This window comes from Shewanella sp. GD03713 (genome assembly GCF_029843705.1).
Lineage (GTDB): Bacteria > Pseudomonadota > Gammaproteobacteria > Enterobacterales > Shewanellaceae > Shewanella.
In genome coordinates this window covers 2,312,130-2,333,373 of sequence record NZ_JAOCIW010000001.1, presented here as the reverse complement: position 1 = coordinate 2,333,373, position 21,244 = coordinate 2,312,130, and the positions used below count along the sequence as shown (strand labels likewise).

Sequence of the window (21,244 nt, the reverse complement as noted above, 5' to 3'; positions counted from 1 at the left end):
AGAATTTAAAGGCGTTTACAAGCAAAGCACTCTCCCCAAGTGAGCGAATACGCTTGGGGCGAATGAATAAAGGTTTACAGCTTGACGGAGTTTGCGGCACTGTACGCCGCTTCGAAGGCGTCAGTAAACTCGCTGATAGGCAGAATATCCTCGCGGCAGCGGCGGTTACGCCCGAGCAATGAGGACTCCACAAACAAATCGAACCAAGCCGTTAATGCCTTACCATTGGCCTCCTCGCCCATTGCCGCCAGCGCCAGCGAGGCAACTTCCGCAGTACCCAATTGAAAGTCATGGCTGCCCTTACGTAAGGCATAGGTGGCTAAGGTGTCGGGGTCGAAGGACAGCATAGGCAAGCCCTGTAGATAGGTACTCTTGCGAAACATCTTAATCGCCTCACGCCAGCTGCCATCGAGCATGATAAGCAAAGGTCGTTTCCCCTCGCTAAGACTGGCCATGGGCACCTCAGTCAATACGGTTTGCCCTTGGTCGGCATATTGCGCCGGAAAGACTAAAAAGGGTTGATAGTCGTTTGAAGCCAATAGCGCCAACAATTCTGGGGCGGGTTCAGTACGCGACCAGAGAAAGGCATGGGTATCAGGGATAAGATCGGCAATTAAGCGGCCGCTGTTAGTGGGCTTTAACACCTCATCGTTATACATCAGAAGTAGAAAACTTACCTGAGTCGTCAACTGTTTACGCAGCGAGCAAGTACAAAATTGTTCGCCCAGTAGACACAAATGACAGCGAATGAGTTTTTTACCACGGGCGCCAAAGGGTTTAGTCGATATGGATTTACGGTATTCATATAAGCGGTGTACAGCGTGGGGAGCTAGAGCCATGGCAGCCAATTCTCAATCTATTTCGGTCGAACGGGTTATTAACGGTGGTACTCAGTGCACACCGGCTTTACGCTGCATAAGTGCAATCTGTATAAGCGCAATCTGTATAAGCGCATGCCTGCACGCGGTGGCGCAGTGTATCCTTTGGCCGAGGAAGGTGCAATTAGCCTTATTGAAAAGCGCTATTTCCTACGCTTATGAAAAATAAAAGCCCTTATCACGTTGCCCCACATTAGAACAGCCTGCAACATCAACCCACCTAGTCTGTAACGCTTTAGTACCTTAGCATTCACCGCTTGCTAAACTGTGGCTCAAACTTCAGCAGCTTGGGCTCAAACTTCAGCGGCTTGGGCTAAATCTAATAGTCAGTCGGGTTGTCTTATGTTACACCTTTCATCGGTCTCTGTTTTTAAACGTTACGATTTAACAGAGCCTACTTTTAATCTGCACGCTTTTGAATCCCAGCATTGTAGCCCATTGTCATTAAAGGAATTGTATGCCCTTTTCACCCACGAAAATCGCAAAAAATACGCGCAGCGCATCAGGCTCATTGGGAGTAAAACACTTTGCTCCACTCAGTTTAGTACTGCTCGCAGCGATGCCATTGATGCCATTGATGGCCCATGTAGCGCCGGCTGCGCAAGACGCGACACAGGTACAAGCGCAGGCCATTCAATCCCTCGTCGATTCGGCGATCAATCCCTTAATGACAGAGTATGGGATCCCAGGTGCAATCGTTGGGATCAGCCTCAATGGGCAAACGTATTTCTTCCCCTATGGTGTTAGCTCCAAGACCAGCAACCAAAAAGTCAGTACAAACACATTATTTGAGATAGGTTCTATCAGTAAAACTTTTACCGCGACACTCGCAAGTTATGCTCAAGTTGAAGGCAAACTCACACTCACGGATAAGGTGAGCGAGTATGTACCCGAATTAAGGGGCAGTGCCTTTGACCAGATTAATCTTATCAATCTCGCGACCCATACTGCGGGCGATTTGCCTATGCAAGTGCCAGACAATATCACCAACAATGTAGAACTAATGGATTACTTTAAAACTTGGCAACCCGCTTATGGGGCAGGCACCCATCGTAATTATGCCAATCCCAGCATTGGGTTACTGGGCTTGATTACCGCAAAACAGTTAGGCAAAAGCTTTGCCGACGCCATGGAACATGGTCTATTTCCGCAACTCGGGTTAAGCCACAGTTATATCGAAGTACCAGCTAAAAACATGGCCGAGTACGCCCAAGGTTATAATAAACAAGACCAGCCCGTGCGCCTCAATCCTGGCGTGTTAGCCGATGAGGCCTATGGGATAAAAACAACTGCGGTGGATTTGCTACGTTTTGCTGAAATCAACATGCAGCAGCACGCGATAACTCCTGCATTGCAACAGGCCATCGATGCCACACATGTCGGCTACTTTGATGTGGGTATGATGACCCAAGCACTGATTTGGGAAGATTATCCCTATCCAATTGCACTCGATAAGCTGCTTGCGGGACATACTCAAGAAGTGGTGTTTGGCAGCGTGCCTGTGCACGCTATGATACCACCTCAAGCACCACAAGCTGCTCAATGGGTGAATAAGACAGGCTCAACCGGTGGTTTTGCCGCCTACGTGGCTTATATTCCGGCAAAGAAATTGGCCATGGTGTTACTCAGCAATAAAAATTATCCCGTGCCACCACGCGTGACCGTGGGCTATCAAATACTCACAGGCTTAGAAACCCTGTCGAACTAAAACACTGTCGAACTAAGTCACCATCTAACCGTTTATTCCTGCCTAAATCCGGCAATCATCTTTGTGCTTTGGATGGAGAGCAAGCTCGCTCTTCATCCGTACGCTTTAGGCATCAAATATCTTGTTAATAAAAATCGGCCAATCATTAACTTAGGCTCCGTCCGACGATCAATAATTAAACCTGATTAACAGCATAAACACTAAGTGTAAACTCAGTTTTACAGTCATAAATCGATAGAAAAACTTATGGGTAAGATTAAAAAATATTCCTGTAAATCAATATGATTGCCACTTGAACTGAAATGTTTTGGGGGTAAGATGCGCGCCATCGTTCAACTCTGCTTTTTTAATGGAATTATGATGTCAGACGATGCACCGTCTTTAATCTCACAAAAAGCGCCGACACCCGCCGCAGGAAGCGCCACACAGTTACTCTTTATGCTGGTTTTTATGGTGGCCTGTGGGCAGATGGCACAAACTATTTTTGTCCCCGCACTCCCCCTTATCGCCCAAGGCTTAGCCGTGGATGCCAGTCAATTACAGGCTGTCATGGCTTGCTATTTGCTCGCCTACGGCCTATGCCAGTTTATCTATGGCCCATTATCCGACCGCGTTGGGCGTAAAATGCCGCTGCTTATTGGCATAGGTATTTTTATCGTCGGCGCGTTTATGGCGGCAGAAGCCACAAGTTTTAGCCAACTGATTTTCGCAAGCCTACTACAGGGGCTAGGTACCGCGAGTGCGGGCGCCCTGTGCCGCAGTATTCCGAGGGATCATTACTTTGGCGATAACCTAGTTAGATTTAACAGTTATGTGTCTATGGCAGTGGTATTTTTGCCCTTAGTCGCGCCCTTCTTAGGCAGCTTTGCCTCAGCTTACTGGGGATGGCAGGCTGTGTATTGGGTGCTGTTTGGATTTGGCAGTTTGGTTTGGCTACTCCTTTGCTTTGGTTTTAAGGAATCCTTACCCAAGCATAAGCGAGAGCAACAACCCATATTGGCATCCTATCGACATGTACTGCGCCACCGCAGTTTTCGGGCCTATTTGCTTTCGCTTATCGCGACCTTTGCTGGCATTGCCGCCTTCGAAGCCATTGCTGGCGTACTCTATGGACAATATTTGCAGCTCTCGCCGTTTATGGTGAGCTGTTATTTTGTGGCACCGATCCCTGGATATTTACTCGGCGCCCTGATTGCGGGTAGGCAGAAACAGGCGCAGCGTACGGTTTTGCAAGGTGTTGCACTCCTGGGCACTGGTGCATTGTTTATGTTGATCCCCGGTATTTTTCAGCTGGTCGTGGGTTGGAGTTTATTGATAGGCTCAATGTTGTTTTTCAGTGGCGCTGGTATGTTATTTCCGACATTAACCTCGGCAGCGCTAGAGCCGTTTCCACGCCAAGCAGGCATTGCGGGCGCCCTACTCGGTGGCTTACAAAATTTCGGCGCGGGACTCGCGGCCTTAACCATGTCACTCGTACCAATGGGCGGCCAGTTAAGCATTGGTTTACTGAGCGCGCTGATGGTGCTGTTAGTGATTGTCGCCTTGCATTATGCAAGGGATCAAAACGATACCCACCACACCCTATTACCGCAAAATCCATAGTTGGCAAAACACCCAATAAAAAGCCCACATTCGTGGGCTTTTTATTGGGGCAATTAGAGAATGCGTCTGAGCAGAAAGTCTGCTTTTAGCCTTCTAATACGATTCATAATCTTCTTCACTGGGGCGGGATAGCTTTGTAAGGTATCCACTTGACTGTAGTGATACAGCCGTTGCGTGTGTTCGAGGATATGGCTTTGTTCGGCCTCGAATTGCGCCTTCCAGCTACCGCTTTCATCGTGAATGAGTAACCCATTCTCTAAATCCAGCGCCCATGCTCTCGGGTTTAAGTTTGAGCCCGTGATCAAATGTTTACGACCATCGGCGCTAATCCCCTTGAGGTGATAGCTATTGATACCGTGTTTCCACAGGTGAATATTGAGCTGGCCATTATCGATTGCCCATTGCTGACGCTTAGCAAATTTTCGCAGCGATTGCTCATACAGATACGGCAAGGCCCCAATGGTAGAAAAATCCTGCTCGGGCGGAATGTAAAAGTCATTCGCCGTTTTATCCCCTACGACTATGTCGATACGTTTGCCTTTACGCAGGTGCTTAGCCAAGGCACGCACCAGAATATAGGGAGGATTAAAATAAGGCGTGCAGATAAACAGCCTATCTTTTGACTCTTCCACCATGGCAATTACGGCTTTATTCAGCAGGTTATGTTTGCGGCCTAATCCCAGTAAAGGGGTGACACGGTTGCCACTGCGGGTCGCGTTAAACTCGTACTGTGCCTGTGATAATCGCAGTTTGAAGCTGCGCACATCGGTTTTAGGCGGCAAGACTTCTTGCTGCGCATCTTGAGTGAGCGAGGCAACGGCAGGATCGGCAATAATGTAGCGCTGGATCATAGTGCGCATACTGCGCGCTAACTCGGCCGACTCAATTACATGGTAACGGTCAAAACGGTATTTATCGTTTTGCTGCAGATAAATGTTATTCAGGCTGGCACCGCTGTAAATCACCGCATCATCAATCACGAAGCCCTTAAGGTGCAGCACGCCCATAAACTCACGGGATTTGACCGGCACGCCCATAATGTCGATAGGATACTCTGCCTCGGCCATGACTTTGCGGTACATCAGATAGTTACCGCTGTCGCCCTTGTGACCAATCAAGCCGCGTCTAGCACGGTGAAAATCGACCAAAATCTTGACATCTAACGCGGGGTTATTCGCCTTAGCCGTCATCAAGGCCTGTAAAATTTCGCGCCCCGCCTCATCGTCTTCAAGATAGAGTGCGGCGATATAAATGCTGTCCTTGGCATTTTCGATACGGCTAAGCAATTCTGCCTTAAATCGGCATGGCGTAAGCAACCACGTTAAAGCCTCGGGTTGAACGGCTATTCCACCAAGCTTATCTAGCAAGGCATCCTCCTTTAAACATGCTGACCACCCCGATAGGAAGCGCTTGGGGTCAGTGACAAAAACATCACAGCAATTTGGGTTAATTCTGGATAGGCTTCTGTCACTGCCAGCCTGATCGTTTGTTCTACTTTAAGATGGATATCAGGGTCGACCGGAAACCAAAGCAATTCGATTTGGACAAAGCGTTGATCAATTCTGCCATTACGGTAGCTGATGCTTGGGATCCAATCTAATGTAAAACTCTCTGCATTACCTTTACATATAGCCGCCAAAGACTGCAGTAATGTTTGGCTAAGCTCTGCAACAACTGCCTGTGGCAAACCGCGCATACTAATATGAGGCATGGTTTTAGTGGTTACCTGAGATCCTAAAATCGTAAGGGGTAGAAATTACCGACTTCACTGCAACTCGGCAAGACTTTTCGGCGAAAAGCACGCGGGATAGCGCCTATTTTGCTGGTAATTTGACCTGAAACGACGCATTCCTCACCAGCAGGACTAAAATGCAGCAATTTAGCCCACAAACGGCAGGCTTCTATGCCTGCATTAACGGCTAACTAAATGCTTTTACTGTTTTTCCCCTGAACCTTTTGTCCACAACGGCTAATCGACGCTAGGCAGACCATAAGCAAAATGGTGTGTGAGTCACAAAACGGGGCTTCTGCCGCAGGCAAGCGTGCCTGTGATCGTTGTTTTAGCGTAAACTAAAACATCTTAAGACCCTATTGCCTAACACCATGAACAAAAAAATCCTACTGACCCTCGCCCTCACCTTAGCCTTAGCTTGGGGCATATTTCATTTTAAAGCGCAGCTCGGCTTGCTCATTTTGCCGCTTTTTATCGGATTGGTTTTATTTGTCACCCTAAGGCTGTATCGTCTAATGGAAAAAGACGATGGCAGCAATGACCGCTAATGGTAAAAAGGACATTCAGGACACCTATGACGCACTCGATAAACAAGGATAAGTTGCAGGCATCATTCACTCGCCCCAAGCTTAAGGGGTTACTCTTAGGCAGCATGTTAAGTATTCTGCTGCCAACTCAAGCGATTGCAGCAATTCATCCGCTGGATGAGTCGACATTTGCCAAGCAAATCACCGACATTGCCCCGCGCCATTCGCAAGTCGCTTTGCTGGCCCGAGATTTAAGTACCAACACACTGTTATACAGCCAGCAAGCCGATACCTTATTTATCCCCGCCAGCACGCAAAAAGTGCTGACCGCCGTGACCGCAATGGCCAACCTTGGCCCAGATTTTCGCTATGTCACTGAGCTGTGGAGTGATGCACCCATTCGCCAAGGTCATATTGCGGGCAGTGTTTATCTACGTTTTAGCGGCGATCCGACGCTGACTCAGGACGATCTCAAAGCCTTGTTTGCCCATCTACAAAAGCAAGGCATAACAAGTATTGAGGGGCATCTTTATCTTATCGGGGATAAACAAGAGCAATTACAAGCACCTGGTTGGGTGTGGGATGATCTCGGGATTTGCTTTGCCGCGCCGGTGTCGAGTTACATCATCAATCAAAACTGCGTTTATGGGCAGTTTGCACCAAGCTCAGCCAAGCATGCTTCTGAGGTCAAATTAAGGGCATCCAGTTTTGGGGTAAAAGTGAGTAGCGACGCCATATTCTCCCCCAAAGCAGGCCATGATTTTTGCCAGCTCGATTTAGTACGCCTTGGCCAGAATCAATATCATCTACGGGGCTGCTATCCCGGCAGTGAAGCGATACCACTGGCGATTGCCATTAGCGATCCCGAAAAATTTGCCATGGACACCCTAGCAGCGACGCTCAAGGGTGAAATGTCACTTTCGGGTAAAGTGAAGATAGGCAACACCATCCCTTCGAAGGCGAAACTGATTGCCAGCCATAGCAGCGCACCTTTGCCTGAGCTGTTAAAAACCATGCTGCTTAAGTCGGATAACCTCATCGCCGACAGTTTGTTTAAGCGCGTGGGGCAAAATTATTACAAAGCCCAAGGCAGCTTTACCCATGGTGCTGCGGCGATGCGCCATATTCTGACTGAGCTTGGGATTGATTTAACCAACGCCAATATTGTCGATGGTTCAGGGCTTTCTCGCTATAACCTGTTGAGCGCAAAACAATTAGCCGATGTACTCGCGCTCATTTACCAAGATGCATGCTTTCACACCCTCATTGACAGTTTGCCCGAGGCCGGTGTCAGCGGCACACTGCAATATCGCTTGGGATATACTAAACCGCCCTTAAAACATCTAGTTTTTGCCAAGACAGGCTCGATGCAAGGCGTTGCCAATTTAGCTGGCTTTATGCGTTTAGCGCAGCAGCGGGATATTCTCTTTGTGGTGCTCGAGAATGGCATTAGTCCTGAAACCAAAAAGCAACGTAAACCCGCCTTTAGCGCCGACTTTTTAACTCGGTTGCTAAGCGCTGTCGAAACTCAAACTCAGACCAGCCAAACAACGACCACAGAGCTGAGCACCGTTAAGTTAAGTGATTAATATCCAATAAGGTGCAGAGTCATATACAAAGCAATTAAAACAAAAAGCACTGAATATCAGTGCTTTTTTATTAGGTTAATGCGAACGTTTAACGCGATTAAGCTGGTTAGAACAGCTCTGCTGGCATCGCCATTGTGCTGGTATCTCCCGCGCGCACTTGTGCTAAATGATAGTCAGCCTTAGGCAGCAATTTGTCGAAATAGAATTTAGCGAGGTAGGATTTTTGCTCGGCAAACTGTTTATCTTCAGCCCCCACAGCTTTATCCAACATGGCTAACCAATAAAACCCATAGAGAGTGAAGCCGAAGGCATCCAAAAAGTCGACCGCACTGGCGTTAATGAGCGCTGGTTGAGTCAGCTTTTGCTCATTGATGGATTCGGCAACATTGACTAAGGCATCCAAACGGGCACAAACGGCGGAAACTTTCACCGCATCGACCTGAGTAAATTCACGCATTTGCGCCTTTAACTCGGCCACAAACTCCTTAAGGGTCGCGAGATTATCGCCAGTGACTTTTCGGCCGAGGAAGTCGATCGCCTGAATACCGTTAGTACCTTCGTAAATCTGCGCAATACGAGTATCACGTACTAACTGCTCAATACCGGTTTCGCGAATATAACCATGACCACCAAACACTTGCTGCGCCATGATAGTGGCATCTAAACCGCGGTCGGTTAAAAATGCTTTCGCGACTGGTGTTAACAAGCCCACATAACGAGCAGCCTTGGCTTTGACTTCATCCTCGGCATATTTTGCTAAATCGAGTTGTTTACCGGTAAATACTGAGAGTGCGCGCCCCGCTTCCGTCATCGCACGTATAGTCAACAGCATACGACGCACATCACCATGCACAATAATAGGATCGGAATCGCTGCCCGTAGGCGAGCCGCCAGCGGCAACGCCTTGGTTGCGCTCTTTGGCATAATCGGCGGCCATTTGATAAGCGGCCTGCGCACTGCCAAGCCCTTGAATACCGATGGCTAAACGCTCGTAGTTCATCATAGTGAACATACACACCAAACCACGATTTGGCTCACCAATCAGGTAACCCTTGGCTTCATCAAAGTTCATCACACAGGTAGCCGAGCCCTTAAGCCCCATTTTATGTTCGATGGACCCCACGCTCACGCCGTTCGCCTGGCCTAAACTGCCGTCGGCATTAACCGTGGTTTTAGGCACGAGGAACAGTGAAATACCTTTGCTTTCAGGAAGCTTTGCCAGCACTAAGTGAATGACGTTCTCGGTCAAATCATGATCGCCACCCGTGATAAAGATTTTGCTGCCGCTAATGGCATAACTGCCGTCATCCTGTGGGATAGCACGGGTACGGATATTACGTAGATCTGAGCCTGCCTGAGGTTCAGTCATATCCATGGCACCTGCCCATTCACCGCTGTAGAGTTTTGGCAAATAGGTTTCTTTAATCTCTTCACTGCCGTGGGCATTAATACACAGTGCCGCCCCCGCCGTGAGTGAACCATATAGAGTAAATGCATTACAGGCGCTGTAAGCCATTTCATCGACTAACACACCCAGCATTTTCGGCATGCCCATACCACCAAACTCGGGTTCACCACACAGGCCCACCCAGCCGCCTTGGGAATATTGATCGTAAACGGCTTTATAACCATCGGGCGTAATCACTCGATTATCCTGATGAAGAACACCTTGCTCATCGCCAGCACGGTTAAGCGGATGGATTAATTCAGCACTGATTTTCGCGGCTTCTTCGAGAATCGCGCCGGCCGTATCCATATCGACCATTTCAGCAATATCAGGGAGTTGTGCCCAAGTATTTGGCGCATCAAAAACCTGTTCCAATAAGAAACGCATATCCGCTAACGGAGCTTGGTAAGGATTCATGGGTAGACTCTTAAACGTAGGATTTAAACAGTTGTTTTAATTTATACCAGTTCAATACAGAAAACAATCTCATTACAAATTCACTTTGCAACTCAGAACCAGTAAAACCGTTAATGTGAAATACGGGCAATAAAAAAACCCTTAAGTTGCCTTAAGGGTTTTAGTGTAGCCAGAGATAAGCGATGCGTCGTCGGCTTAGCTCACGATTAACGCATTGATTACCACATTAAATCGTCTGGGATCGCATAATCAGCATAGGGGTCATCTTCAACCACTACCGTCTTCCCTTCATCCTGTTGCCATAGATAACCGCACCATTGTGGCACTAAAAGATTGACGCGCTCAGCCAATTTATGGGGGACAAGGTAGCTCTTATCTTCATATCGAACGATCCCTAACAGTCCTTTAAGCAGTTCCGATTGGATTTTCTCATCGATATAAACTGAATAGATTTTATTATCGAGGGTATAGTTAAACTTAACCTCGGCATGGCTTGGGATCTTAATCGCAAATTGAGTAAATTCACTCACCAAGCCACGTACCTGCCCACGGGCTGTCGCCTCGGCAAAGCGCTGCTCGTTCAATGCCTTATCTTTTTCAGCTTGGAGTCGTTTTTGCTCGGCGATGTCATTTTTCAATGCACTCGAACCATCATCCACCCGCGCCTTTTTATTGCGACGTTTTTGCGTCTTCACATCACGCACTTTTTGTTTACTGGCAAGGCCAGCCTTAAGCAGCTGCTCTTGTAATGCATTCGCCATGGATTTTCACCCGATTTCTCTATCAAATAAATAAGTTACAACGCTTAACTAACGGTTATCACTGCTGAGCTTTAGTCGCTAACTCGCCTAATGCAGTCATTGCAATGCTCGCACCGCCAAGTGACCAGCCACCGTCAACGGGTAACACAACCCCAGTGATGTACGAGGCATACTCTGATCCTAAAAACATCGCGGCATTAGCAATATCCTGCCCTTCACCATTGCGTTTTAGCGGTACAGACTGTGCAACTTGCTGTTGCAGCGCTGCGCTCGGCGCTAAACGGTTAAATCCTTCAGTACCTGCGATTGGACCAGGAATAATGGAGTTTATGCGTATCCCTTCACAGCCCCATTCTATCGCCAATGTCCGAGTGAGCATGTCTACGCCCGCTTTAGCGGCGCACACATGGGCTTGCATTGGCATGGCTATCGATGCCTGCGGCGCCGAGATTTGAATAATATTCCCTTGGGGGCGACGCAGTAAAGGATAAGCCGTCTTTAGCACTTGAAAACTGCCCAGCAGATCAATATCCATCACGGCTTTAAAGCCATTAGCAGAGAGTTTTGCCGCTGTAGCCGGAAAGTTACCTGCCGCGCCACTTACCAACACATCGATAAAGCCAAATTCGGAGGCGATAGTATCAAAGCCCAGCTCTACCGCTGCCAAATCTCTGACATCAAAACTCACCCCAAGGTGGATCCCATCAGGATTTGACTGCTTTAATTGCAACACGGCGGCATCAATCTTGTCTTGGCTGCGACTCGCCACCGCCACATTCGCGCCGGCCTGCGCAAACGCATTGGCTATCGCGAGGTTAATTCCACTCGTACCACCGACAACGACAACATTCTTACCTTGATAATTAAACATCGTAGTATTCAGCATGGGCATTCTCCGTGAACGGTCAAATTAACGCGCGAATAAGTGCTTAAGCCGCAATGGCTTTCATCATTTCTCTCAAGCGAGAGATTGATGAATCGACTGCAGTGCAGCCAGAGGGTCGGCGGCCTTAGTGATTGGTCGACCAATCACTAAATAATCAGAACCGGCTGCAAGCGCCTGCGGTGGCGTCATGACCCGGTGTTGATCACCCACGTCGCTGCCCACAGGGCGGATCCCCGGGGTGATAAGTTTAAAATCTTGACCTAAAAGTGATTTAAGTACGCTTGCCTCTTGAGCCGAACAGACTACACCATCGAGGCCCGCCTGTTTGGTGAGTTTCGCGAGACGTTGCACATGCTCAAAGGCAGGAACATCAATGCCGATGAGTTTTAAATCTTCATCACTCATTGAAGTGAGTACCGTTACTGCGATTAGCATAGGAGCATCATTACCATAGCGCAGCAACGCTTTTTTCGCCGCCTCCATCATGGCCAAGCCACCGCTGGCATGCACGTTTGTCATCCACACACCCAGTTCTGCCGCGGCCGCGACCGCTTTGGCAACCGTATTCGGAATATCGTGAAACTTTAAGTCGAGGAAAAGATCGAAACCACGGTCGTGAATATCTTTCACCAATTGTGGGCCAAACAAGGTGAACATCTCTTTGCCGACTTTGAGGCGGCACATGTTGGGATCGAGTTGATCTATCAGTTGTAAGGCGTGGTTTTTATTATCGTAATCAAGCGCTACGAGGATAGGTTTGGTCGTCATCATCTCTCCAACTGGGTTACACTAACAAGGTATTTCTAAAGGTTATTCACCGTCTAAGCCACGGATCCGTTTAATGGTGCCCCATTTTTTACAGGAGGGGCAATGCCAATACAGGGTGTGGGATGGGAAACCGCATTCTTTACAGCGATAACTTGGACGGAATTTAATTTGTTGTTCAACAAGTTGCTCAAGCATAGTCAAACTTTGTTTGGCTTGCCCTTCTTCAGCTTGACGCAGGTGCATCTGCATTAAGTGCTGAAATCCCTTCATGGTGGGATGACGATACAGGGCATCTAACACCATGTTTTCAGCAGCTTTTATCTCATCGAGACTAATCATATGTTGAGCAAGCGCTACCACTACCGAGGCTCCCGCCCCTTCGGCCATCGCGCCCGCTAATAATTCTTGATAACCCTCTTTATCTTGGGTATCGCGATACACTTGCTTCGCCGTGGGTAAGGCATCGGCGAAGAGTTCTATGTCGGCCTTTTTCAGTGCCATCAGCATAGATTTGCACTGGTTATAATCCTTGGCGTCGAGGAATTTTTTAGCGAGCGTGAGTAAGGCTCGGCCGCACTTAGGATCTTGTTTTAATGCCTGTTGTAATAGCTTGATCTTGTCAGCATCATCACTGGTTTCATCCGCAAGCTGACAATAAAAATGGGCGATAATCGGTTTAAGCACCTGCTGACGCTTGCGACTTAAACGTTTGGTGATATCGATGGCCTTTTGCCATTCCTTAATGACTTGATAAATGGCAATCAGCTGCGTCTCAGACTCTTCGCTATGGTCATCTTGACTCACCAAATTCAGGAAAATTTCTTCTGCGCGGTCGTAAAACCCCGCTGCAAGGTAATCTTTACCCAGTTCCATCATCGCGATATCGCGCTGCTCATTGGTGAGTGTGGGACGTGCGATTAAGTTTTGATGGATACGAATGGAGCGGTCAACTTCACCACGTTTGCGAAATAGTGAACCGAGGGAAAGATGGGTGTCGATGGTTTCATCGTCCACATCGAGCATACTGATAAACAAGTCGACCGCTTTGTCTGACTCGTTCGACAACAGGAAATTCAAGCCAGTGAAATAATCCCGACTTAATTGTTTACGCTGGTTACTCTGGTTTTGCCTTATGCTCCGCCGCCCCATATACCAACCGTAACCGGCAGCAATAGGAAGCAACAGGAAGAGGATCTCAAGCATATTAGGCGTCTACACCTTGAGGAGTTTTAGCGGTTTGGACCGTTAATTTCTTTCTGGTCGCCGCTAAAGCCAATTTCAGTTTGACAATATAATAGCTGGCCACGAGCCAACTCAACATAAAGCCTGCAAAAAAAACCACGGCTAATACTACGGGTAAACGGTACTCACCCTGAGCCACAAAGTAGCTGATCGTCACTACTTGTTCATTACGCGCACCAAAAATCAATGCCACGATAAATAACAGTGCCACAAGGACTGTCGCTACAAAAGATTTCACGTCGCACTCCCTTAAACGCCTTTCAATTTTCTGATTATCCAAGAAATTTACTGAGCTGACCAGCTTTGCCTTGCATTAGATATAAAAAAGCCCCCTTACGGAGGCTTTTTGTAATGCGGTCAATTATACATTAACTGCGTCAACGCGTTCGCGCAGTTCTTTGCCTGGCTTAAAGTGCGGGACGTATTTGCCTTCCAATTCAACTGATGAACCAGTCTTTGGATTACGGCCAGTACGCGGTGCACGATAATGAAGCGAGAAACTACCAAAGCCACGGATCTCAATACGATCACCGCTTTCTAATGTTGTTGCCATTTGCTCCAACATCTCTTTGATTGCGCCTTCAACCTCTTTCGCCGACAGCTGCGACTGCCTGGTGGCGAGTTTTTCGATCAGTTCGGATTTTGTCATCCTAGCTATCCCCTATTATCAAGCCAAACACAGTCACCTAATGGGGAGAAAAACTCCCCATACAACAGGCGATTATTTGCGAGCTGCTTTAAACGCTTCAGCCATTGCATTACTAATAACAGCGTCTTCTTGTTTATTCAAGGTCGCCATTACTTCTTTTTCTTCAGCTTCGTCTTTCGCTTTGATTGACAGGCTGATAGAACGGTTCTTACGGTCAACACCCATGAACTTAGCTTCGATAGCGTCACCTACTGAGTAAACAGTAGATGCATCTTCGATGCGCTCACGGCTGATGTCAGCTACACGGATGTAACCTTCAACAGTGTCAGCTAGTTCAACAGTCACACCTTTAGCATCAACAGCAGAAACAGTACCGTTTACGATAGTACCTTTCTTCTTGTCAGCTAAGTAAGCGTTGAATGGATCGTCTTCAGTTTGCTTAACACCTAAGCTGATGCGCTCGCGCTCTGGGTCAACAGACAGAACCACTGCGTGGATTTCGTCGCCTTTCTTGTACTCAGATACTGCGTCTTCGCCAGTGCCGTTCCAAGAAATGTCAGACAGGTGAACTAAACCATCGATACCGCCGTCAAGACCGATGAAGATACCGAAGTCAGTGATTGACTTGATCTTACCAGAAACCTTGTCGCCTTTGTTGTAACGAGTTGCGAAGTCATCCCATGGGTTGGTCTTACATTGCTTCAGACCTAGAGAAATACGACGACGCTCTTCATCGATGTCCAGAACCAGAACTTCAACTTCGTCACCTAAGTTAACTACTTTAGATGGGTGAATGTTCTTGTTAGTCCAATCCATTTCAGAAACGTGAACTAAACCTTCAACGCCTTCTTCGATTTCAACGAAACAGCCGTAGTCAGTCAGGTTAGTTACGCGACCAGTTAACTTAGTGTTTTCTGGGTAGCGCTTGCTGATTTCTAACCATGGATCTTCGCCAAGTTGTTTCAGACCTAGAGACACACGAGTGCGCTCACGATCGTACTTCAGAACTTTAACGTTGATTTCGTCACCAACGTTGACGATTTCAGATGGGTGCTTAACGCGTTTCCATGCCATATCAGTGATATGTAACAGACCGTCAACGCCACCTAAATCTACGAATGCACCGTAGTCAGTCAGGTTCTTAACGATACCTTTAACTGCTTGACCTTCTTGCAGGTTTTCTAACAGTGCATCACGCTCTGCGCTGCTTTCTGATTCGATAACTGCACGACGAGAAACAACTACGTTGTTACGCTTCTGGTCTAGTTTGATAACTTTGAATTCTAATTCTTTGTACTCTAAGTGAGCGGTGTCGCGAACTGGGCGCACGTCAACTAGAGAACCTGGTAAGAAGGCACGGATACCGTTTAATTCAACAGTGAAACCGCCTTTCACTTTACCATTGATGATACCGATTACAGTTTCAGCATCTTCGTAAGCTTTTTCCAGAACGATCCAAGCTTCGTGACGTTTCGCTTTTTCGCGAGACAGTTGAGTCTCACCGAAGCCGTCTTCAACAGAGTCAAGAGCTACGTCAACTTCATCACCAACAGCGATTTCTAAAACGCCTTGAGCGTTTTTGAATTGTTCAGCTGGGATTGGGCTTTCAGACTTCAGACCTGCATCAACCAGAACCATACCGTTTTCGATAGCAACTACAGTACCACGAACGATAGAGCCTGGACGGAATTCCAGAGTTTGAAGGGATTGTTCAAATAGATCAGCAAAAGATTCAGTCATGTTTAGGTTACTTTAATGTAATAAACCACAGTCAATCCTAGACGTGGAGTCAGTCAAATTATCCGTATCATCCTTAATACGAATACCTATCCAAACAATAACTTAGTTAGTGTTGGATAATTTTTGGTTGATGTAGTTGAGCGCAAGCTCAAGTACTTCATCAATACCTTTATCGCTAGTATCGATAACGAGCGCATCCTCGGCAGGGACCAAAGGGGCCACTGGACGATTCATATCGCGGTCGTCACGCTCGATAATTTCAGCTAAAAGGCGTTCGATATTAACATCGAAGCCCTTGTCCTGCAACTGATTATAGCGTCTTTGAGCCCGCTCCTCTGCAGAAGCAGTTAAATATAATTTAGCCGATGCCGTTGGGAAAACAACCGTGCCCATGTCGCGGCCATCGGCGATTAATCCAGGTGCCGCTCTAAAGGCACGTTGACGGCGTAATAAGGCTTCCCGCACACGGGGAAATGCCGCCACTTTAGAGGCCGCATTTGAGCATTCTTGAGTACGTATCGCAGTAGTGACGTCTTCACCTTCTAAGATCACTTGAACTGGGTCTTTCTCGTTGCCGGTTAAAAATTTCACATCAAGGTGCGCAGCAAGGAGTGTGATGGATTCTTCATTTTCCAGTTCTACATCGTGGTGAATTGCAGCTAACGCAAGCACTCGGTAAATAGCACCACTATCAAGCAGTTGCCATCCAAGATGCTTAGCCAATAATTGGCTAATTGTCCCTTTACCAGCACCACTTGGGCCGTCGATTGTGACTACAGGAGCCCGTTCAGACATACATTCCTCCGCAAAAAATAATCATCATCCGTGAGTTCTTAACTAGAGCCCCGAAAATGAGCGCGCCACATTGTACAATACTATACAAATAAAATCCGTGGATTTTTTATGAAGTTTAGAAGCCGCTCAAATGCGGCTTCGTCATCTTGATATGACCCAAAGTCAGTCTGTTACAGAAAGCAGTTAGGCTTTGAGGCTTGCAAATTGGGCAAAATAGTCAGGAAAGGTTTTCGAGGTACAATCGGGATCATTGATAGTGATCCCGCAATCAGCAAACGCCATCATGGAGAAGCACATCGCCATGCGGTGGTCGTTATAAGTATCAATCTCTGCGGTATTAAGCACAGCTGGCGGCGTGATTTGAATATAATCATGGCCCTCGTCCACTAAGGCGCCCACTTTACGCAGCTCTGTGGCCATCGCCGCTAATCGGTCGGTCTCTTTAATGCGCCAGTTATAGATGTTACGAATGGTGGTTGTGCCCTTAGCAAACAAGGCCGCGGTGGCAATGGTCATCGCCGCATCGGGAATATGATTCATGTCTAAATCAACCGCGGTTAACGGCGCGCCACGGGCGATAATGTAATCATCGCCCCACTCAATATCGGCGCCCATTTTTTCCAGCACATCGGCAAATTTCACATCACCCTGAATGCTTAAACGGCCAACGCCCGTGACTTTTACTTCACCGCCTTTAATGGCTCCTGCGGCTAAAAAGTAAGATGCAGAAGATGCATCCCCTTCCACTAACACTTTACCCGGAGACACATACTGCTGCCCGGCTAGGATTTCAAAGCGGGCATAGTCATGGTTAATCACCTGAACGCCAAACTGCGCCATCAAGGCTAAGGTAATGTCGATATAAGGCTTTGAAACCAGTTCACCTTTGACATGAATGTTCACACTGCCCTTAGCGAGAGGGGCAACCATTAACAGCGCCGTTAAGAATTGGCTAGACAGATCGCCAGCAATTTCCACATCGCCACCGTTAAGGCCGGTTGCATTGATGGTCAGAGGCGGAAACCCTTCATTCTTAAGGTACACAATATTCGCGCCCAATTGTTTTAGGGCATCGACCAAGTCACCAATGGGACGCTCTTCCATGCGCGGTTCGCCCGTTAAGGTAAACTCGCCACGACCTAAGGTCAGCGCAGCGCACAATGGGCGCATAGCCGTGCCCGCATTGCCTAGAAACAGCGTTTGCGCAGTATCCGCCGAGATAGCGCCACCTAAACCAGTGAGCTCGCAGACAGTATTATTTTGCGATAAGCGGTATTCAATGCCCAACTGCTTTAAAGACGCCAACATATGACGAATATCATCGGAGTCGAGCAAATTGGTTAGCGTGGTGGTGCCTTTCGCTAAGGTCGCCAATAATAATGCGCGGTTAGAAATGCTTTTTGAGCCCGGAATGTTGATCTCACCGCGGACTTGCACAACAGGTTCAAGACGTAATTGCTTCATGAATAAATCTTCTTTCTCTTAGGGCGTTACCATCGACGGCACGCAGACTGAAAATAGGTAAATGGCAACCTCACGCTACATGGCGTCAAGTTAAGATTACAAATTAAAGGAGATTGGGGACCTTGTTGGTGCTTCGTCGTTATAAAATTACCGATAGTGACGCAGGATTCAACCGTTTTTTACTAAAAAACGGCTTTTTAAACCGGAAAATTACTCAAGTCAGTCTAAAAATAACAAAAACACAAAATATCTGCGGTTAAATTGTGATCTAAAGCGTTTTTTGGCAGGCTTTTTTGCCAGATTAATTGGCCATAGTTCACAGTTTTTGCTTTAAATTTTTCATCTATCCACGCTATTCTAGGTTTCAAACGATAAATCACGCATATTCTTTGCAATTCATGTTGTCGCAATATAACCAAAAAGGTAGATGGAGCCATGTTTAACTCACTCGTCGCAATGCCTGCGGATCCTATCCTCGGCCTATTAACCCAGTACCGTGAAGACTCACATCCTCAAAAAGTCGACTTAGGTGTGGGCGTTTATAAGGATCCCGCTGGAAACACTCCCATCCTTAATTGCGTGAAAAAAGCCGAAAAATTCCGTTTAGACACTGAAACCACCAAAGTGTATATCGGCCCAACCGGTTCGCCTCAGTTTAATACCCTGATAACAGAATTAGCCTTTGGCAGTGATCACAGCGCGATTATCGCCAACCGAATTCGTACAGTATCCACGCCTGGTGGCACGGGCGCCCTGCGCGTTGCCGGTGATTTTATTAAACGCTGCAATCCCAATGCTGTGCTATGGGTGAGCGATCCCACATGGGCTAACCATATAGGCTTGTTTGAAGCGGCGGGTCTGACTGTTAAAACCTACCCTTACTATGATTACGACACTAAATCGTTAAAGTTCGATGAGATGCTCCGCGCGCTTGCGCAGATTGGCCCGAACGATGTGGTGCTGTTCCACGCCTGTTGCCATAACCCGAGCGGGATGGATTTAACGACAGAACAATGGGATAAAGTGGTTGCCCTCACCAAGGAGCAAGGTTTTACCCCGCTTATCGACATGGCTTACCAAGGTTTTGGTGATGGTGTCGATATTGATGCCTACGGCGTGCGTAAAATGGCCGCTGCGGTCGATAATATGATCCTGTGTAGCTCTTGCTCGAAAAACTTCGGTCTGTACCGTGAGCGTATCGGTTCATGCTCTGTGGTTGCAAAAGACGCAAACACGGCAAACATCGCGCAATCTGTGCTGCTTTACGTGGTTCGCTGCCTCTACTCCATGCCGCCAGCCCACGGCGCGGCGATTGTCGAAACTATTCTAGGTTCGGCAGAATTAAAGCAAGAATGGTTAGATGAGCTCAAAGTAATGCGCGACCGTATCAACGGTAACCGCGCCATTTTAGTGGAAAAACTTAAAACCAATGGCGTGGACCGCGACTTTAGCTTTATCGCACGCCAAAAAGGCATGTTCTCTTTCCTAGGGGTTAATCCTGAGCAAGTCGCGCGTCTGCAGAAAGAATTCAGCATTTATATGGTGGGTTCGAGCCGCATTAGCATTGCTGGCATTAGCGAAGACAATGTGGATTACTTAGCTAAGTCGATTGCCAAAGTACTGTAACGAGACTGTTGGGATGAAGCGCTTAAGTCGGCTTCGTCCCCTCGCCTTACACTTCAGCTCTTACTTAGTGCCAGCTTTTACATAAATGCCGCTTTCACATAAGAGTCTGCTTTAAATAAGCATTTAGCTTTATGCAACCAATAAAAACGAATGCCTAGGCATTCGTTTTTTTCTCACTTTACGCTGTTAAAACTGACTTTAAACGACACGTATCAATCAGCGAGTTAAGCAAGTTAGGTAAACTTCATTACTTGGCTTAGCTATGCTTTGCCGCAAATTCGTTCATAAAGCTCACCAGCGCGGCAACACCTTCAAGTGGCATCGCATTGTAAAGGCTGGCACGCATGCCACCAACGATTCGATGCCCTTTTAAGGCCACTAGGCCCGCCGCTTCGGCCTCTTTTAAGAAGGCGCCATCAAGGGATTCATCCTCCAGTTGGAAAGTCACGTTCATTTGTGAGCGGTTTGCCGCGACGACACCATTTTTATAGAAAGGATTGGCATCGATACAGGCATACAGCATTTGCGCTTTTTGCTGATTGATTTTCGCGATACTGGTCACACCACCTAAGGATTTGAGCCAAGCAAACACTTCAGCTGCTAAGTACCAAGCAAAGGTTGGCGGCGTGTTGAACATAGAGTCATGCTCAACGGCTAAACGGTAATCCATGATGGATGATTGGGTTAAACTCGGCAGTTTCAACATATCATCACGCACGATCACAATAGATAAGCCCGAAGGACCAATGTTCTTTTGCGCACCAGCATAGATTAAGCCGTAACGACTGACATCGATTTCGCGAGACATAATGGTAGATGATAAGTCGGCGACAATCGGCCATGGACTGTCTAACTCATCAAAAATTTCGATACCATCAACTGTCTCATTTGGGCAATAGTGCACATAACGGTAATCGGCATCAATCTTATGCAGATCAGGTAGCACTACTGCATTGAGTCCATTATGTTTTTCAACAATGTTAAGGCTATCAATTTGTGTGTTGCCCGCCAGCTTTTGTGCTTCGGCTAATGCTGCAGAAGACCATTGACCACTGACTAAATACAGGGCTCGGCCTTGGTTGCCTAAAAAATTATTCACAACGGCAGAGAACTGACCGCGACCACCGCCGTGCATAAACAGCACATGATAGTTCTGTGGAATATGCATCAGCTCACGTAAATCCGCCTCAGCTTGCTTGGTCAGCGCGATAAATTCCTTACCTCTGTGGCTGACTTCCATCACGGAGACACCTAGCCCATTCCAATCGAGTAATTCCTGTTGTGCTTTTTTCATTACCGCTGCGGGTAACATCGCAGGACCTGCACAGAAATTATAAATCGCGCTCACTGCCACTCTCCTTATTTACAAACCATGATATTAGAATTCATAAAATAAAACGTTGCCATGAAAAA

At 47.4% G+C, this 21,244-nt stretch carries 20 protein-coding genes; 5 read left to right on the top strand and 15 right to left on the bottom strand.

The features are described from left to right. Window positions 1–74: 74 nt before the first annotated feature. Window positions 75–839: a DTW domain-containing protein gene (locus N5E87_RS10330; RefSeq protein ID WP_086903956.1), complete on the bottom strand. Its 765-nt coding sequence runs from the start codon at window positions 837–839 to the stop codon at window positions 75–77. A gap of 607 nt (window positions 840–1,446) precedes the next feature. Between N5E87_RS10330 and ampC the strand changes: the two genes are divergently transcribed. Next, complete coding sequence (gene ampC / locus N5E87_RS10325; protein WP_256657313.1) at window positions 1,447–2,586, top strand: class C beta-lactamase; 1,140 nt, start codon at window positions 1,447–1,449, stop codon at window positions 2,584–2,586. 357 nt (window positions 2,587–2,943) lie between these two features. Beyond that, window positions 2,944–4,188 (top strand): multidrug efflux MFS transporter EmrD, encoded by a 1,245-nt coding sequence (gene emrD, locus N5E87_RS10320; RefSeq protein ID WP_086903978.1) that lies wholly within the window; start codon window positions 2,944–2,946, stop codon window positions 4,186–4,188. A 53-nt stretch (window positions 4,189–4,241) separates the two neighbouring features. On the opposite strand, the gene pssA is transcribed toward emrD, so the two are convergent. Continuing rightward, window positions 4,242–5,555: a CDP-diacylglycerol--serine O-phosphatidyltransferase gene (gene pssA / locus N5E87_RS10315; protein ID WP_086903958.1), complete on the bottom strand. Its 1,314-nt coding sequence runs from the start codon at window positions 5,553–5,555 to the stop codon at window positions 4,242–4,244. Window positions 5,556–5,566: 11 nt separating this feature from the next. Then, window positions 5,567–5,899, bottom strand: coding sequence for a DUF1904 family protein (locus tag N5E87_RS10310; protein WP_011622704.1), 333 nt, complete (start codon window positions 5,897–5,899; stop codon window positions 5,567–5,569). A gap of 392 nt (window positions 5,900–6,291) precedes the next feature. On the opposite strand from N5E87_RS10310, the gene N5E87_RS10305 reads away from it, so the two are divergent. Then, a complete protein-coding gene (locus N5E87_RS10305) occupies window positions 6,292–6,468 on the top strand; it encodes a hypothetical protein (RefSeq protein WP_011622703.1) in 177 nt (58 codons plus the stop codon). A 26-nt stretch (window positions 6,469–6,494) separates the two neighbouring features. Beyond that, window positions 6,495–8,036 carry a D-alanyl-D-alanine carboxypeptidase/D-alanyl-D-alanine-endopeptidase gene (gene dacB / locus N5E87_RS10300; protein ID WP_086903959.1) on the top strand — a complete coding sequence of 514 codons (1,542 nt, stop codon included), beginning with the start codon at window positions 6,495–6,497 and terminating at the stop codon, window positions 8,034–8,036. Window positions 8,037–8,142: 106 nt separating this feature from the next. Here the strand turns inward: dacB and N5E87_RS10295 are convergent, their stop codons facing one another. From N5E87_RS10295 to N5E87_RS10245, 11 genes are all read right to left on the bottom strand, one after another. Beyond that, window positions 8,143–9,900, bottom strand: a complete 1,758-nt coding sequence (locus N5E87_RS10295; RefSeq protein ID WP_086903960.1) for an acyl-CoA dehydrogenase family protein — start codon at window positions 9,898–9,900, stop codon at window positions 8,143–8,145. Window positions 9,901–10,118: 218 nt separating this feature from the next. Further along, a complete protein-coding gene (locus N5E87_RS10290) occupies window positions 10,119–10,661 on the bottom strand; it encodes a DUF2058 domain-containing protein (protein WP_086903961.1) in 543 nt (180 codons plus the stop codon). Window positions 10,662–10,719: 58 nt separating this feature from the next. Beyond that, a complete protein-coding gene (locus tag N5E87_RS10285) occupies window positions 10,720–11,547 on the bottom strand; it encodes an SDR family oxidoreductase (RefSeq protein ID WP_086903962.1) in 828 nt (275 codons plus the stop codon). Between the two features lie 72 nt (window positions 11,548–11,619). After that, the gene (gene pyrF, locus N5E87_RS10280; protein ID WP_086903963.1) at window positions 11,620–12,315 is read right to left on the bottom strand and encodes an orotidine-5'-phosphate decarboxylase; all 696 of its coding nucleotides are present in this window, start codon (window positions 12,313–12,315) and stop codon (window positions 11,620–11,622) included. Window positions 12,316–12,357: 42 nt separating this feature from the next. Further along, the gene (lapB, locus tag N5E87_RS10275) at window positions 12,358–13,518 is read right to left on the bottom strand and encodes a lipopolysaccharide assembly protein LapB (protein ID WP_023267046.1); all 1,161 of its coding nucleotides are present in this window, start codon (window positions 13,516–13,518) and stop codon (window positions 12,358–12,360) included. Between the two features lies 1 nt (window position 13,519). Continuing rightward, the gene (locus N5E87_RS10270; protein WP_011626213.1) at window positions 13,520–13,795 is read right to left on the bottom strand and encodes a lipopolysaccharide assembly protein LapA domain-containing protein; all 276 of its coding nucleotides are present in this window, start codon (window positions 13,793–13,795) and stop codon (window positions 13,520–13,522) included. Window positions 13,796–13,918: 123 nt separating this feature from the next. Then, window positions 13,919–14,206 carry an integration host factor subunit beta gene (gene ihfB / locus N5E87_RS10265; protein ID WP_011072380.1) on the bottom strand — a complete coding sequence of 96 codons (288 nt, stop codon included), beginning with the start codon at window positions 14,204–14,206 and terminating at the stop codon, window positions 13,919–13,921. A gap of 72 nt (window positions 14,207–14,278) precedes the next feature. After that, on the bottom strand, window positions 14,279–15,946 hold the full coding sequence (gene rpsA, locus N5E87_RS10260; RefSeq protein ID WP_011622695.1) for a 30S ribosomal protein S1: 1,668 nt from the start codon (window positions 15,944–15,946) through the stop codon (window positions 14,279–14,281). A 102-nt stretch (window positions 15,947–16,048) separates the two neighbouring features. Beyond that, complete coding sequence (cmk, locus tag N5E87_RS10255; protein ID WP_086903964.1) at window positions 16,049–16,741, bottom strand: (d)CMP kinase; 693 nt, start codon at window positions 16,739–16,741, stop codon at window positions 16,049–16,051. Between the two features lie 183 nt (window positions 16,742–16,924). Then, window positions 16,925–18,205 carry a 3-phosphoshikimate 1-carboxyvinyltransferase gene (gene aroA, locus N5E87_RS10250; protein ID WP_279775313.1) on the bottom strand — a complete coding sequence of 427 codons (1,281 nt, stop codon included), beginning with the start codon at window positions 18,203–18,205 and terminating at the stop codon, window positions 16,925–16,927. A 224-nt stretch (window positions 18,206–18,429) separates the two neighbouring features. Beyond that, a complete protein-coding gene (locus N5E87_RS10245; RefSeq protein ID WP_140374506.1) occupies window positions 18,430–18,642 on the bottom strand; it encodes a hypothetical protein in 213 nt (70 codons plus the stop codon). Between N5E87_RS10245 and N5E87_RS10240 the strand changes: the two genes are divergently transcribed. Continuing rightward, entirely contained in the window at window positions 18,641–19,831 is a 1,191-nt protein-coding gene (locus tag N5E87_RS10240; RefSeq protein ID WP_126513076.1) for an amino acid aminotransferase, read from the top strand. The genes N5E87_RS10245 and N5E87_RS10240 overlap by 2 nt on opposite strands. A gap of 256 nt (window positions 19,832–20,087) precedes the next feature. Here N5E87_RS10240 and serC read toward each other — a convergent pair whose 3' ends face one another. Continuing rightward, window positions 20,088–21,179 carry a 3-phosphoserine/phosphohydroxythreonine transaminase gene (gene serC, locus N5E87_RS10235; protein WP_126513075.1) on the bottom strand — a complete coding sequence of 364 codons (1,092 nt, stop codon included), beginning with the start codon at window positions 21,177–21,179 and terminating at the stop codon, window positions 20,088–20,090. Between the last annotated feature and the right edge of the window lie 65 nt (window positions 21,180–21,244).